The organism is Pseudomonas sp. JL23 (assembly GCF_056933585.1).
On sequence record NZ_CM167795.1, the window covers coordinates 4,931,293 to 4,945,158 of the forward strand.

Below are 13,866 nucleotides of genomic sequence, written 5' to 3' on the forward strand. Positions count from 1 at the left end.
GCATCCTTAATCCTCGACCACCCAGGTGTCCTTGGTTCCGCCACCCTGCGACGAGTTCACCACGAGCGAGCCTTCGCGCAATGCAACGCGGGTCAGGCCGCCGGGCACGACGCGTGTTTCGCGGCCGGAAAGAACGAATGGGCGCAGATCGATGTGTCGCGGGGCGATGCCGTTCTCGACAAAGGTCGGACAGGTCGACAGGGACAATGTGGGTTGCGCGATATAAGCGTGTGGCTTGGCTTTGAGGCGAGCGCGGAAAGACTCGATTTCCGCCGCCGTGGCCGCAGGTCCCACCAGCATTCCGTAACCGCCGGAGCCCTGGGTTTCCTTGACCACCAGATCACCCAGGTTGGCCAGCACATGGGACAACTCTTCGGGCTTGCGGCACTGCCAGGTCGGCACGTTCTTGAGGATCGGCTCTTCATCCAGATAGAAACGGATCATGTCCGTGACATAGGGATAAACCGACTTGTCATCGGCGACACCCGTGCCGATGGCGTTGGCCAGCACGACATTGCCGGAACGGTAGGACGACAGCAGGCCGGGCACGCCCAGCATCGAATCCGGGTTGAACGCCAGGGGATCGAGGAAAGCATCATCCAGACGGCGGTAGATCACGTCGACAGCCTTGGGGCCATCGGTAGTGCGCATGAAAACGCGATCGTCACGTACGAACAGGTCGGCGCCTTCCACCAGCTCCACGCCCATCTCCCGTGCCAGGAAGGCATGTTCGAAGAACGCACTGTTGAAGCGACCCGGCGTCAGCACCACCACGCTCGGATTATCCAGATGGCTTGAGCTTTTCAGGGTATCGAGCAGCAGGCTTGGATAATGGTCGATAGGGGCAATGCGTTGCGCGGAGAACAGCTCGGGGAACAGACGCATCATCATCTTGCGGTCTTCGAGCATGTAGCTCACGCCGCTGGGGGTACGCAGGTTGTCTTCGAGAACGTAATACGTGCCGTCACCATCGCGTACCAGGTCGACACCAGAGATATGCGAGTAAAGATCACGATGCAGGTTCAGGCCCTGCATTGCCAACTGATACTGCTCGTTGGCCAGCACCTGCTCGGCCGGGATGATCCCCGCCTTGATGATACGTTGGTCGTGATACAGGTCGGCGAGGAACATGTTCAGCGCCTTGACGCGCTGAATACAGCCTCGTTCGACGATCCGCCATTCGCTGGCGGGGATGCTGCGCGGGATCGTGTCAAAGGGGATCAGGCGCTCTGTGCCCTGTTCGTCACCATAGAGCGTGAACGTGATCCCGGCGCGGTGGAACAGCAAGTCGGCTTCACGCCGGCGTTGAGCCAGCAATTCAGGAGGCGTGTCACCCAGCCAGCGGGCGAACTCCCGATAATGCGGACGGACCAGCCCGCCTGCATCGTACATCTCATCATAAAAGGTGCGGATCATGCCGTACTCCTTGTCACCACGGACACCAAGAGCCTTCGCAAGGCCCGTGCCATCGGCATAAACGCTTATTTATCAATTGGTTAGATATACAACAAACGAACAACGCACCATTCCTGTGCAATATCCGCCCTCACCAATTCTCCTACGCCTCATTCGGAAGCGTCCTTCATCGTTAAATCTATCACCAGCATAGCCAGAGTTGATTTCCCGAGGAGACATTTGTTTCCGGATAATCCCGGGCAACCTAGCAAACACAAGTGTCAGCCGTAGCCACGCGAAGATTTTTCGAAAAGACAACAGCGTTTGCGATGACCGGAATTATTATTGGACTTCCCTTTGGGCCACTCTCTTGAGTGGCTTTTTTTTGCGCACGACATTTCAAAACAATAAAAAAACGGCCAGCCCTGTGAGGGGCTGACCGTCGCTTTTAACACGAGTAACGCGGAGTCATATTTGCAAGGCGTTGCTCAGCTGATACTTCCTGGACCACTCCCCAGCCCTCCACCTCACCATCGAGCGGGGTGATGGCCATCTGGAAGTCCTGTTCAAAATCCCCGATGCCGTCGTAAGTGGCATGCATGACTTTACTCAGTTGCATATGCCATGCGCCGTCATCACCGGGGTTGATCTGGGTATTCAAGGATTCTCCACGAAATTGCTCTGCTGCCTGCCGGGCCCGCTCCTCGTTCGGGAAAGTGGCATAGAACTCGATGGGATGGATACGTGCGAAATCGAAACCGCTCTCTTTCATGCGGCGCAGTACGTGACCGCTGATGTCATCTTGATAGGCTGTGCTCATGAAACGTCCTCCTATGCAACGATAGATAGAGTTTCAACGCTCCCGAACGCAGCAGATACTCTGCCGCGAAGGAGTCAAGCATGAAGCGGACAAGCCCGGGCAGTGTGCCCGGCGTAGACATGGAAGAGTCCGGCAAAGCAATTGACCGGACTCATTTGCAGAGTAACCCCAACTTCGGCGTTCTGCCAATGGGCTTTTTGCTGGTCGTTCAGGACGCTTCGGCGATCGAGATAATCTTGACGCTGTTCTGCTCATCCAACGACTTGACCGTAGGTTCTGCGGTGCGTCCCTCAAGATCGTTGAGATCCAGATCGGATGTCACCGGATACAGATATTTTCGCAGGAGCTGTGCCGCTTCTTCCTCGGTTGGCCGCTGCTCGGCGGGATGAGGGTACTTACGTTGTTCGCCATCTTTATCCTGATACGAAATGATCCACTGCTTCATGATGTCTCCTCAGCTCGGCCGGGAAAACGGCTTACCTGATTCGGACATGAGCGCGCGGGCATTCGTTCAAAAAACACCGGGGCTCACCTATCACCGACATGACGTTTTGTTGGAGCTCATTGCAAAAAAAAGGGCGCCATCACTGGCGCCCTCTCTTGTTTCGAACAAAACCCTTACTGGCCCTTGTTCTTGCTCGGTGCCACACCCGCAGTGTTATCCAGCAGGCTCTTGGTCGCGGTTTGCAGGAAGCTTTCCAGCTTCAGGCGCAGTGCGTCCAGGTCAGGCACATCCTTGAGTTCTTCGGCATGCTGATTGCCGCCCAGGGTGTAAGTCAGGACCTTCGGATCCATGCCTTTGGGCTCGATCAGGATACGGTCACCGGTAATCAGGGCGACGGTCTGCTCGCTGCCCGACGGTTTGATCACACCGAAGCCCTTGTCGCCTTCCGGCAGGTTGAGCAGGTCACGGCCCCAGCACTGGGTACGGGTCTCGCCACCGAGGCGGCCCATGATGGTCGGCACGATATCGATCTGCGTACCCACGGTGTGGCTGCGCTGGCCAAACTTCTGCTGGATGCCCGGTGCGATGATCAACATCGGCACGTTGAAGCGGCCCAGATCCATTTCCGTCAGCTGCGTGTTGTTGCCGAAGCCATGGTCGCCGACGATGACGAAGATGGTGTCCTTGAAGTAAGGCTCTTTCTTGGCCTTTTCGAAGAACTGGCCCAGGGCCCAGTCCGCATAACGCATGGCGGTCAAGTGCTCGCTCAGGGTGCCCTGATCGGTCACGCGCTCCACCGGCAGATTCGCTGGCAATGCGTAAGGCGTGTGGTTGGACAAGGTCTGCAACAGGGCATAGAACGGCTTGCCGGTGGCTTCACGGGCCTTCAGTTCCTGGTTGCCACGGTCGAACATGTCCTGGTCGGAAACACCCCAGGTCGGATCGGAGAACACCGGGTTGATGAAGTCGTTGCGGCCGATGAAGGTGGTCATGCCCTGGTTGCTGAAGAAGCCCGACTGGTTGTCCCAGGCGAAATCGCCGTTGTAGACATACACGTCGTCATAGTTGCGCGCGCTGAGCAGCGCTGGCAGACCGGAGAGCTTGTGGGCACCCTCGGGCGTCTGCATCAGGTATTCGAAGCCCGGCAGGTTGGGGAAGCACCCCATGGTGGCGAACATACCCTGGTGGGTATGGGTGCCGTTGGAGAAGAAACGGTCGAACAGCAGGCCTTCCTGGGCCAGCTTGTCGAAATACGGCGTGATATTGGTCTTGGCCCCCAGGGCGCCCACCGAGTGACCGGCGAAGCTTTCCATCAGGATCACCACGACGTTTTTCACCGGCAGCGTGTTGGCGGCAGGCGGCGTGAAATCACGGCGAATGGCGGCGATATCGGCATCCACCAGCTTGTCGTTGGCGGTCAGCAGCATGTCACGCACGGTCTGTTGTGCCAGGGGCTGCGGTATGGTGGATTTCCAGATATTGGAGCGATCATCGGAACCCAGGCTCTTGGCCGCTTCGATCAGCGACAGAGTGCCGTTGAGCCCCATCTGGTTGGCGAAATTGGAGTCCGTAGTGTAGGCATCCCCCCAACGCAGCGGAGGACCTTGGCGCAGCGTGCCGCGGGCAGCAACGACGGCGATGGCGACGCAGACCAGTAGAACGGCAATGCGTTTGTACCAGGGGGCAACCGAACGATTGCTGTTGGCACCAATGCTGAATTCGCGACGCGGCCGGGTCATACGGTCAACGCCCTTGAACACCAGGCTCAGCAGCCAGGTCACCAGCGCCCAGGCGATCAGGTAGCGGGCCACCGGGAAACCGTACCAGAGCATGCTCATGACGGTCTTGGGGTCTTCCTTGATGTACTGGAAGACCAGACCGTTGAGGCGCTGGTGGAATTCACGGTAGAAATCCATTTCCATCAGGCCCAGGAACAGCGTGATGCTCGCTCCCAGCGTCAGCCAGAAACGGAACAGCCCACGCCAGCGCATGACCCTGGCACTGAGCAGAGCCAGCAGCAGCGGCGCGATCAGATAGACCGTCAGGCGCAGGTCGAAACGCAGGCCATTGCCGAACGCCTCGAAAAAGGTCGAAGCCGGGGTCTGACCGATCATTTCCCGGTTGTAGACCAGCAGCGCCAGCCGCAGCAGGCTGTACATCACCATTAGCACCAGACCGCTGATCAGCGTGTAGGCCAGATGCGATTTGACGGTGGGTTGAAGCGCGCGCGCGGAGGCGGGCTTATGACTCAGGGCGTCCGTTTGGGCCATGTCGTTCTAGGATCCGTTGGATTCAGGTTGAAGTTCAAAATTACCGGTGCAGCCGGTTGCGACCAGAGGGTCGGCCGCCGATGAGGGGGCAAATGTTACGTCATTGCCCCAGCTTGTGACCGACAGGCAGCACACATGGCGCGCAAGCCTGAAAGCTAACGCCTCTCAATGCAAGGGCCTACACCGTTGGCAGGCAAAATTTCATCGAGGATTTTCGAGGCCGCAGAGTGAAAATTCTGTCGTGCGCGGGTTGTGGCGGTGTAACGGGACATCGACAAAGCCGGAGATTGTGTAAGCAGTTGTGTTCACGACTGCAAAAATGCACTCGCCCGGGCATTTTCGACGATGCCCGGGCACTTCACAGACTCAGTCGTTGCTTGGCTTGTTCACAGCCTGGAGCACGTATTGCGGCAGAGCGAAGGCGCCGATATGCACTTCCGGATTGTAGTAACGGGTGATGATGCCGCTGCCAGCGAAGCGCTGGCGCAGGATGTCCAGGGGCAGCTTGCGATAGTCGCTGTTGGTCGCACCCCAGGCGAAGGTCATGGCGCCGCCGATATAGGTCGGAATCGCCGCCTGGTAGAAATGCCAGTCGGCAAACAGGCCACGCATGCGCCCGGCCGTGGTCTGCACGCCGCTGAGCTGCATGAACGGCGTGCCGTTCTGGGTCACCAGGATGCCGCCTTCGTTCAGGCAGCGATGGCAGGCCTGATAGAAGTTCTCGGAAAACAGCACTTCGCCCGGACCGATCGGGTCGGTGGAGTCAGAAATGATGACGTCGAATTTCTCTTCAGTGGTGGCGACAAAGCGCATGCCGTCATCAATCACCAGGTTCAGACGCGGGTCTTCGAATGCGCCCTTGGAGTGCTCCGGCAGGAACTCCTTGCACATCTCGACCACAGTGGCGTCGATCTCGACCATGGTGATGTGCTCGACACTGCGATGCTTGGCCACTTCACGCAGCATGCCGCCGTCGCCGCCACCGATGATCAGCACGCGCTTGGCCGCGCCATGGGCCAGGATCGGCACATGGGTGAGCATCTCGTGGTAGATGAACTCGTCGGCTTCGGTGGTCTGGATCACGCCGTCCAGCGCCATGACCCGGCCCATGCGCGGGTTCTGGAAGATCACCAGATGCTGATGCTCGGTACGCACTTCGTGAAGCATTTTTTCCATGCGAAAGCGCTGGCCATAACCTTCGTACAACGTTTCTTGATAATCGCTCATGGGTTGAGTCCCTTAATGCTGATGGCAGGACGGTGAGCCGCCCCATAAGAAAGGCGCGCATTCTACGTCGCTAATCATGACAGGTCGAACGTGCACGCGCTCAGACCGCCTGGAAGATCGGATTTGGAATGAAATTCCTACAGGCGTGTGTTGGCCGAAAAAACAAAAACGCCCGACTGCAAAGGCAATCAGGCGTTGGTGAAACAGGCAGGCGTCAGATCCGCACATTACCCCGCGGGCCAAGGATCGCCCAGAGGATCAGGCCCAGCACGGGCAAGAGCACAATCAGCAGGACCCAGAGGATTTTCATCCCGGTCTCGGCGCCACTTTTCAACACGTTGATAATGGCCCAGATATCCAGGGCCAGAATGATCAGTCCAACCAATCCATTAAAGCCGGAACCCATGGTAATACTCCAGATGATAAGTGCTCCTTCCTAGGATAGCTGCACTTCGCAAGGGTTCCGTACTATCAACCAGTTAAACGTGAACGGCCACACGCAGAGCTTCCAGGGACGGGGCGGCGGCAATACCGGCTGCCGCACACAACTCCAGGACCCTGGCCTGATCGTTGCCGTAAACCAGTACGGCCTGCAACTCGTCATCCAGGGGCTGGCTGAGGTTCATCAGCACGTAGCCGCCCATTTCCTTGTTCATGCTGCCCAACTGAATCTGGATGCGGTTCAGTGCGGTCAACGGCTCGGTCTTGGCCAGTTGCTTGGGCTTGATATTGAACTCGACGCCCGGGCCGAACGAGGCGACGATCTGGGCAAACAGGTCCATATAGGTGTCGGCCTGGAACAATACCGTCTCGGGCAGACTGCCGATCACCACCCACTCGCCAAGGGGAATGGGAAAGCTGTCGTCGTAATTGATATCCGGGTTGGCCGCGAGGAACGCCTGCGGGTCGGCATAAGCCTGGGCGGCTTCGTCGGCGATTTGCGCAATTTCTGCGTCGCCCATGCACCCCGAACTGATTTTGCTGATTAATTCGTTGAGTTGGTCTTTCATGGGCGTTCCCGGTCGGTCAAAAAACAAGGCGCGCAGGATAACGGGAAATCCTGCGCACCTCTATCTTCATGCCGATACCAGCTGGCGCAACTGCTCGGCGGTCTCGGCGGCGCCCATGGCCTGGGCCGCTGCCATGGGTGTCACACCCTTGGCGTCAGTGGCACGAGGGTCTGCGCCCTGACTGATGAGATAGTCGACAATGGCCGCGCGATTGAACATCGCCGCCATCATCAAGGCCGTGCGGCCGTCGAGGGAAGCGCCTTCAACACTGGCACCGCCTTCGACCAGCAGCCTGACCACCTCCAGATCGCCCTTGAAGGCCGCGCCGGCAATCGGGCTCTGACCGTTGTCGTTGCGAATTTCCGGGTCAGCGCGGTGCTTGAGCAAGACCTGCACCGTCTCCTGCTGGCCGTGATAACTGGCTAGCATCAACAGGGTATCGCCCTTGTGATTGCGCAGGTCAGGGTTCAACCCTTTCTCCAGCAGCTTGTCGAGCAGCCCGGCATTGCCCTGCCGGGCAAGGTCAAACACCTGCTCGGCGAACTCCAGGGCTTCATCGTCGGACATCCGCGTGGACTCGCCGGGCTTTTGCTCTGACATGGGAAAACTCCTTGGACCTGCTGATTTGAATATGTGGCCAGTCTCCCGGAGCGCCCGCGCCAGGGTCAAGCTATGGCCTCGATTACAAAATTTGTCATGGCGGCGACCACTGGTCCGACGCATCCTGCTGGCCCGGGATAAAACCCCAGGATGACAGTCTTAAATCGGTAAACCCTTGCACAATCCCCTCTCCCAAACCGCAAAATGCAGGATGCCCGACAGGCATTCATGCAAAATGCACGACACGGTTTTATTCAAAAAATCGTAAGTGATTGATAAATAACGATTAAATATCATTTCAAATAGTGGCACAGAGGCTGCACTAGTCATTCCAAGCTTGTTATCCCATGAGCAATGGAGCCGCTGGACATGACTTTTATCCAAGAAAAATTCGCTTCCGTATTCTCCGAATTCGACGTCACTACCCAGGCCCGTCCCGACGGTGGTGTGCTGCTGTCCCTGCGTAACCGCGAAGGCAAGCAGACGCGTCGCTGCATCTCCTACGCCCAATTGCACACACCGGTGCAACTGGAGTGGGTAATCAGCGCCATTCGCCGCGACCTCGCAGCCCAAGCCAGTGAACTGCCCGCCATTTCCATGCTGCAAAGCCAACATCGTTTTGATCTGCCGACGTATCACACCCGCTGATTGCGCGGGCCGGTAATTGCCTCACCTGATTCACTCTCATACCCTTATTGACCGCGATTGCCCCTGGCTCTCGCGGTCTTTTTTATTTCTCTTATCTGATGATCCCCTGCCCCAGTGCTTCGCCCACCGCCTGAGCACGGTTACTGACGCCGAGCTTGTTGTAGATGGCCTTGAGGTGATACTTGATGGTGGACTCGGAGACTTCGCGTATGCGGGCAATCTCCCAGGAGGTCTTGCCTTCACGCGCCCATTGCAGAATCTCCACTTCCCTGTCAGTCAGCCCGCGCGTCCTGAAACGCACGCCCCGCCCCGCCATGTGCAAGACCGGCACCATACTGGCGACCAGGTATCGATCCGAAACCGACAGCGCACGCTTGATACCGTTGAGCGAACACACCGAGATAATCCCGTTACCACCACGACACTGGCTTTTATAGCCGTAGGAAAGGCCGGGCATCAGCTCGCAGTCGATCACCGCATCGTTGAGGTCGTCGCTGGCCGGGTAATGTCGATGGGCTTCAGCCCAATCCAGGAAGCCCTGGCGTTCGCGGTAACATTTGATGACCGGATCATCTTTCAACATGCGTCCACGCTGATAGAGTTGCCCCCAGCGACCGTCAACGTTGGACGTCACGAATGTCAGTAATGAAGTCCCCTTGAACTGGTAGAACATCGCGCGCTCACAGTCGCATTGCTGCCTTAACCAACCCAGGGCGTTTTCAATGGCTCGCTGGCCATCAAGTTCTGTAATACTGCTGACCATTTTTTGTATAAGTAAATCCATGGTGGAATTGACCGGTATGGCACTTCGCATAGTGACCTGCTCCTTATTCAACCCCCGCGCACAACGGCCTGGTTATCTGCATAACGGCGGGGGCTGATAAAGCGAAACTTACACGAATAAAAACGTTTAAAACCCGAGGTCAAAACAAACAGGATTTACTGACAAATATGAAAGGCGCGTCCTACTTTTAAACAGGACATCACTTACAAGCGTCTGATTGATTTATATTTGAAAGATAGATACCGCAATGAAAATCAACACGTCTGTTTGCACGATCTGCCGGACAGGGCACAAGCAAACGAATTGAAATGCCAGGTGGGCGCTGACTTGCTGCCTGTAGGAGCCGCCTTGGTGGCGCAACACGCCGGTGATTGCTCCGACGCCATTGCCAGCAAGCCGGCTCCCACCCAGTTGTGTGCTTGCTGCTGCCCGATATCAGAACGCGCCCAGGTCGATCTCGGCAAAACTGCTCACGCAAGGATGCCCGGCCAGCTCGCCGCCATCGCGCGTCAGCCCGCAGGTCGCCATGCCGGCAGCCCGGGCGGCATCCAGTTCTTCGACGATATCCGAGAGAAACAGCGTCTCCCGTGGCGGATAGTTGATCGCCTCGCTGATGGACCGGTAGGACTTCACTTCGCGCTTGGGCCCGGAGGTGGTGTCGAAATAGCCGCTGAACAACGGCGATAGATCACCCGCCTCGGAGCAGCCGAAGATCAGGCGCTGGGCCTGGATCGAGCCCGACGAATACACGTACAGCTCATAGCCCTCCTGATGCCAGCGTTTGAGCGCGTCCACCGCATCCGGGTAAACATGGCCCTTGAGCTGACCGGCCTGATAGCCCTGCTCCCAGACCATGCCCTGCAACGCCTTGAGCGGCGTGGCCTTGCGGTCCTCGGCGATCCATTGCAGGAGAATCTCGATCACCCGTTCGAGATCGGCCAGGGGTTCGCCGCTGTCCAGGCGTATGGCGCGCAACTGCACTTGCACCTCTTCGCGCTCGGCATGCTGGCGCAGGAAGTCCGGCAGATGCCGGGCCGCAAAGGGAAACAGCACATCAAAGACGAAGCTCACCGCGCTGGTGGTGCCTTCGATATCCGTCAGGACCGCTTTTATCGCCATATCAATTCAGGTTCCTGTAGCAGCTCAATTCAGTCTTCAAGACGGGGAAAACGGCTGGCAATGGACTCGCCGGTAAAGTTTGCGACCCAGCCTTGCGGGTTGTTGAACAGGCGGATCGCGACGAAATGCGGGTGTTCACCCATGTCGAACCAGTGGCGAGTGCCCGCCGGGACCGAGATCAGATCGTTCTTTTCGCAGAGTACGGCATAGACGTGATCGTCGATATGCAGAGTAAACAACCCACGTCCGGCAACGAAAAATCTTACTTCGTCCTCGCCATGGCGATGTTCGTCGAGAAACTTGGCACGCAACTCGGCTTTCTGCGGATGATCGCTGTTGAGGCTGATCACGTCCACGGTGACATAACCGCGCTCGCTCATCAGCGTGTCGATCTGCTCGCGGTAGGCGGCGATCACTTCTTCCTGGCTGGCGCCAGGGGTGATCGGCGTCGCCGCCTGCCAGCGATCAAAGCCCACGCCATGCTCGGCCAGGGTCGAAACGATGTCTTCAAGGTGGGTCAGGACCTTGTTCGGCTGCTCAGGACTGGATTCGTGATAAACGGACAGGCTGCTCATGGCACGGCTTCCTCGATCGGTTAAAAGCTATCAACGGTTTAATACGGCGCGAGTCTTGAGCTCACACTCGAACAGAAATTCAAAGGCTTCGATCTGACGCAAGGCATCGCTCATCTTCGCACCCCAGGTATAGAGGCCGTGACCGCGAATCAGATACCCGGCGCAATCGGCATGGGCATCAAGCCAGGGCTGTACCTTGCTGGCCAGGCGGGCGATATCCTGGTCATTGTCGAAGATCGGCACCAGTACCCGGGACTCATGGGTCTGCACGCCACTGAAAGCCTTTTGCAGCTCGTAGTCCTCGAAGACCAGGTGATCGGCCTCGGTCAGGCGCGATAATACGGTGGCGTTGACCGAGTGGGTATGCAATACCGCGCCGACTTGCGGGCGGCACTGATACAGCTGGGTGTGCAGCAGGGTTTCCGCTGATGGCTTCTTGCCCGGCTCCAGGCTGTTGCCGTCCAGATCAGTCGTCAGTACATCGTCCAGGCCCAACTGGCCCTTGTGCTTTCCCGACACGGTCAGCAGCACTTCGGTCGCCGACAGGCGCGCCGAATAGTTGCTGCTGGTGGCAGGCGACCAGCCACGGCCGTACAGGAAGCGCCCGGCATCGATGATTTCCTGGCTCAATTGTTCGCGGGTCATACGCCCTCCTCTTTCATTCGTGTGGCAATCAGGATCGCGGCGGCCATGGCCGCGATGCTGGCGATACTGAAGGTCCAGGCCGGGCCCAGAGTGTTCCAGCTGTAACCGGCGTACAACGCCCCCAGTGCACCGCCGGTCCCGGACAGCGCGGCATACAGCGCCTGGCCCTGGCCTTGCTGTTGCGGGCCGAAGGTACGTTGCACGAAATGAATGGCAGACGCGTGAAAGCTGCCAAACGTCGCGGCGTGCAGGATCTGGGCGAAAATCAGCACCGGCAGGTATTCGGCTTCGCTGCCCAGCAGCCACCAGCGTATGCCGGCCAGGCAGAAACTGACCATCAGCACCCGGCGCACCGAGAACCGTTGCAACAGGCGGCTCATGATCAGAAACATCAGCACTTCCGCCACCACGCCCACTGCCCATAGCTGGCCGATCACGCCACGGCTGTAACCGAGATGCTCAAGGTGCAGCGTCAGGAAGGTGTAGTACGGCCCGTGGCTGAACTGCATCAGCGCCACACACAGGTAGAACACCCAGACGCCTGACTGCCCGAGTTGCGTGAGAAAACCACCCGCTGCGGCCGGTCGAGTCGAAGTGGCGGGCGGCGCATTCGGCACCCACCAGCTGCTGAGCATGATCCCGGCCAGGATCACCATCAAACCCTGAGGGTACAGGTCCAGACTGTAGCTTTCGAACAACCGGCCCAGGCCGACGACGGCAAGGATGAAGCCAATCGAGCCCCACAGGCGAATCTGGCTGTAGCGCGACACCTGCCCTTGCAGGTGCGACAGGGTGATGACTTCGAACTGCGGCAACACGGCATGCCAGAAAAACGCATGCAGGGCCATGACCATCGCCAGCCAGGCATAGCTCTTGTCGAACAGAATCAGGGAAAAACTCAGCAACGCACAGACAGCGCCAAAACGCACGATAGCCAGGCGCCGCCCGGTGTAGTCACCCAGCCAGCCCCAGATATTCGGTGCGATGCAGCGCATCAGCATGGGAATCGCCACCAGTTCGCCGATTCGCGCACTGGCGAAGCCCAAGTGGTGGAAGTACAGCGCCAGGAAGGGCGCAGTCGACCCCAACAGGGCGAAATAGAACAGGTAGAAACCGGACAGCCGCCAATAAGGAAGCTGCCCCGTGGGCGATGGCGTCACCTCAGGAAACCGTGCCGGTGGTGACGCCACTGGCCATCAGAGTTGCCCCAGCACCGGCGTGGTCACCCGCACATCGGCATTCTGCCCGCGATGACGCAACAGATGGTCGAGCAGCACGATGGCCATCATCGCCTCGGCGATAGGCGTGGCACGGATACCTACGCACGGGTCGTGACGACCCTTGGTGATGACGTCAACCGGGTTGCCATGCACGTCGATGGACTGCCCCGGTGTGGTGATGCTGGACGTCGGCTTGAGGGCCAGATGGGCGACGATAGGCTGACCGGAAGAAATGCCGCCGAGGATGCCGCCGGCATTGTTCGACAAGAAGCCTTCAGGGGTCAGCTCGTCGCGATGCTCGGTGCCACGCTGGGCGACACTGGCGAAACCGGCGCCGATCTCCACGCCCTTGACCGCATTGATGCTCATCAGGGCATGGGCCAGTTCGGCATCCAGGCGATCAAAGATCGGCTCGCCCAGGCCCGGCATGACGCCTTCGGCCACCACTGTGATCTTCGCCCCGACCGAATCCTGATCGCGACGCAACTGGTCCATATAGGCTTCAAGTTCCGGCACCTTGTCCGGGTCCGGGCAGAAGAATGCGTTCTGCTCTACCGAATCCCAGGTCTTGAACGGAATCTCGATGGGCCCCAGCTGACTCATGTAACCACGCACCTGAATGCCCAGGGTCGCCAGGTATTTTTTGGCAATGGCGCCTGCGGCCACGCGCATGGCGGTTTCCCGCGCCGAGCTGCGGCCACCGCCACGGTAGTCACGCACACCGTACTTCTGGTGGTAGGTGTAATCGGCATGGGCCGGACGGAACAGGTCCTGGATCGCCGAGTAATCCTTGGATTTCTGATCGGTATTGCGGATCAGCAGGCCGATGGAGGTGCCGGTGGTCTTGCCCTCGAAGACGCCGGAGAGGATTTCCACCTCGTCGGCTTCCTGGCGCTGGGTGGTATGGCGGCTGGTGCCGGGCTTGCGTCGGTCCAGGTCGATCTGCAGGTCCTGCAGCGACAGCTCGAGGCCCGGCGGGCAGCCGTCAACGATAGCAACCAGTGCCGGACCATGGCTTTCGCCGGCAGTGGTGACAGTGAACAGCTTGCCGTAGGTATTGCCGGACATGCAGGAGGCTCCGAGAAATCAGCGAGATCGATAAAAACAA

15 protein-coding genes are annotated in these 13,866 nt (G+C 58.6%); 1 reads left to right on the top strand and 14 read right to left on the bottom strand.

The window, feature by feature from the left end; all coding sequences use genetic code 11:
* Window positions 1–6 precede the first annotated feature (6 nt).
* The 8 genes from AC1Z24_RS22765 to AC1Z24_RS22800 all read right to left on the bottom strand — a co-directional run bounded on the left by AC1Z24_RS22765 (window position 7) and on the right by AC1Z24_RS22800 (window position 7,767).
* The gene (locus AC1Z24_RS22765; protein ID WP_259102114.1) at window positions 7–1,416 is read right to left on the bottom strand and encodes a circularly permuted type 2 ATP-grasp protein; all 1,410 of its coding nucleotides are present in this window, start codon (window positions 1,414–1,416) and stop codon (window positions 7–9) included.
* A gap of 427 nt (window positions 1,417–1,843) precedes the next feature.
* Window positions 1,844–2,215, bottom strand: a complete 372-nt coding sequence (locus tag AC1Z24_RS22770; protein ID WP_483742813.1) for a ribonuclease E inhibitor RraB — start codon at window positions 2,213–2,215, stop codon at window positions 1,844–1,846.
* 208 nt (window positions 2,216–2,423) lie between these two features.
* The gene (locus tag AC1Z24_RS22775; protein WP_483742814.1) at window positions 2,424–2,660 is read right to left on the bottom strand and encodes a hypothetical protein; all 237 of its coding nucleotides are present in this window, start codon (window positions 2,658–2,660) and stop codon (window positions 2,424–2,426) included.
* Window positions 2,661–2,833: 173 nt separating this feature from the next.
* On the bottom strand, window positions 2,834–4,930 hold the full coding sequence (locus AC1Z24_RS22780; RefSeq protein WP_483742815.1) for an LTA synthase family protein: 2,097 nt from the start codon (window positions 4,928–4,930) through the stop codon (window positions 2,834–2,836).
* A 366-nt stretch (window positions 4,931–5,296) separates the two neighbouring features.
* Complete coding sequence (gene speE, locus AC1Z24_RS22785) at window positions 5,297–6,157, bottom strand: polyamine aminopropyltransferase (protein WP_483742816.1); 861 nt, start codon at window positions 6,155–6,157, stop codon at window positions 5,297–5,299.
* Window positions 6,158–6,371: 214 nt separating this feature from the next.
* On the bottom strand, window positions 6,372–6,563 hold the full coding sequence (locus AC1Z24_RS22790) for a PLDc N-terminal domain-containing protein (protein ID WP_259102125.1): 192 nt from the start codon (window positions 6,561–6,563) through the stop codon (window positions 6,372–6,374).
* Window positions 6,564–6,636: 73 nt separating this feature from the next.
* Entirely contained in the window at window positions 6,637–7,167 is a 531-nt protein-coding gene (locus AC1Z24_RS22795; protein WP_483742817.1) for a hypothetical protein, read from the bottom strand.
* Window positions 7,168–7,233: 66 nt separating this feature from the next.
* Window positions 7,234–7,767 carry an ankyrin repeat domain-containing protein gene (locus tag AC1Z24_RS22800; RefSeq protein WP_483742818.1) on the bottom strand — a complete coding sequence of 178 codons (534 nt, stop codon included), beginning with the start codon at window positions 7,765–7,767 and terminating at the stop codon, window positions 7,234–7,236.
* Between the two features lie 369 nt (window positions 7,768–8,136).
* Here AC1Z24_RS22800 and AC1Z24_RS22805 point away from each other — a divergent pair, with 369 nt between their 5' ends.
* Window positions 8,137–8,415, top strand: a complete 279-nt coding sequence (locus tag AC1Z24_RS22805) for a DUF3509 domain-containing protein (RefSeq protein WP_259102134.1) — start codon at window positions 8,137–8,139, stop codon at window positions 8,413–8,415.
* Window positions 8,416–8,506: 91 nt separating this feature from the next.
* On the opposite strand, the gene AC1Z24_RS22810 is transcribed toward AC1Z24_RS22805, so the two are convergent.
* From AC1Z24_RS22810 to aroC, 6 genes are all read right to left on the bottom strand, one after another.
* Window positions 8,507–9,229 (bottom strand): helix-turn-helix transcriptional regulator, encoded by a 723-nt coding sequence (locus tag AC1Z24_RS22810; protein ID WP_483742819.1) that lies wholly within the window; start codon window positions 9,227–9,229, stop codon window positions 8,507–8,509.
* Window positions 9,230–9,634: 405 nt separating this feature from the next.
* Window positions 9,635–10,318 (bottom strand): acireductone synthase, encoded by a 684-nt coding sequence (gene mtnC / locus AC1Z24_RS22815; protein WP_483742820.1) that lies wholly within the window; start codon window positions 10,316–10,318, stop codon window positions 9,635–9,637.
* Between the two features lie 29 nt (window positions 10,319–10,347).
* Window positions 10,348–10,893, bottom strand: coding sequence for a 1,2-dihydroxy-3-keto-5-methylthiopentene dioxygenase (locus AC1Z24_RS22820; RefSeq protein WP_483742821.1), 546 nt, complete (start codon window positions 10,891–10,893; stop codon window positions 10,348–10,350).
* Between the two features lie 30 nt (window positions 10,894–10,923).
* Entirely contained in the window at window positions 10,924–11,538 is a 615-nt protein-coding gene (locus AC1Z24_RS22825) for a methylthioribulose 1-phosphate dehydratase (RefSeq protein WP_483742822.1), read from the bottom strand.
* Window positions 11,535–12,698 carry an MFS transporter gene (locus tag AC1Z24_RS22830; RefSeq protein WP_483742823.1) on the bottom strand — a complete coding sequence of 388 codons (1,164 nt, stop codon included), beginning with the start codon at window positions 12,696–12,698 and terminating at the stop codon, window positions 11,535–11,537. The genes AC1Z24_RS22825 and AC1Z24_RS22830 overlap by 4 nt, the downstream gene beginning before the upstream one ends.
* Window positions 12,699–12,734: 36 nt before the next feature.
* The gene (gene aroC / locus AC1Z24_RS22835) at window positions 12,735–13,826 is read right to left on the bottom strand and encodes a chorismate synthase (RefSeq protein ID WP_259102149.1); all 1,092 of its coding nucleotides are present in this window, start codon (window positions 13,824–13,826) and stop codon (window positions 12,735–12,737) included.
* Window positions 13,827–13,866 lie beyond the last annotated feature (40 nt).

Excerpts from the sequence above, each read along its gene's own strand:
- AC1Z24_RS22765 (WP_259102114.1), bottom strand. The coding sequence starts at position 1,416 with ATGATCCGCACCTTTTATGATGAGATGTACGATGCAGGCGGGCTGGTC.
- AC1Z24_RS22790 (WP_259102125.1), bottom strand. The coding sequence starts at position 6,563 with ATGGGTTCCGGCTTTAATGGATTGGTTGGACTGATCATTCTGGCCCTG.
- mtnC (WP_483742820.1), bottom strand. The coding sequence starts at position 10,318 with ATGGCGATAAAAGCGGTCCTGACGGATATCGAAGGCACCACCAGCGCG.
- aroC (WP_259102149.1), bottom strand. The coding sequence starts at position 13,826 with ATGTCCGGCAATACCTACGGCAAGCTGTTCACTGTCACCACTGCCGGC.
- AC1Z24_RS22800 (WP_483742818.1), bottom strand. The coding sequence starts at position 7,767 with ATGTCAGAGCAAAAGCCCGGCGAGTCCACGCGGATGTCCGACGATGAA.
- speE (WP_483742816.1), bottom strand. The coding sequence starts at position 6,157 with ATGAGCGATTATCAAGAAACGTTGTACGAAGGTTATGGCCAGCGCTTT.
- AC1Z24_RS22795 (WP_483742817.1), bottom strand. The coding sequence starts at position 7,167 with ATGAAAGACCAACTCAACGAATTAATCAGCAAAATCAGTTCGGGGTGC.
- AC1Z24_RS22780 (WP_483742815.1), bottom strand. The coding sequence starts at position 4,930 with ATGGCCCAAACGGACGCCCTGAGTCATAAGCCCGCCTCCGCGCGCGCG.
- AC1Z24_RS22805 (WP_259102134.1), top strand. The coding sequence starts at position 8,137 with ATGACTTTTATCCAAGAAAAATTCGCTTCCGTATTCTCCGAATTCGAC.
- AC1Z24_RS22775 (WP_483742814.1), bottom strand. The coding sequence starts at position 2,660 with ATGAAGCAGTGGATCATTTCGTATCAGGATAAAGATGGCGAACAACGT.
- AC1Z24_RS22810 (WP_483742819.1), bottom strand. The coding sequence starts at position 9,229 with ATGCGAAGTGCCATACCGGTCAATTCCACCATGGATTTACTTATACAA.
- AC1Z24_RS22770 (WP_483742813.1), bottom strand. The coding sequence starts at position 2,215 with ATGAGCACAGCCTATCAAGATGACATCAGCGGTCACGTACTGCGCCGC.
- AC1Z24_RS22825 (WP_483742822.1), bottom strand. The coding sequence starts at position 11,538 with ATGACCCGCGAACAATTGAGCCAGGAAATCATCGATGCCGGGCGCTTC.
- AC1Z24_RS22820 (WP_483742821.1), bottom strand. The coding sequence starts at position 10,893 with ATGAGCAGCCTGTCCGTTTATCACGAATCCAGTCCTGAGCAGCCGAAC.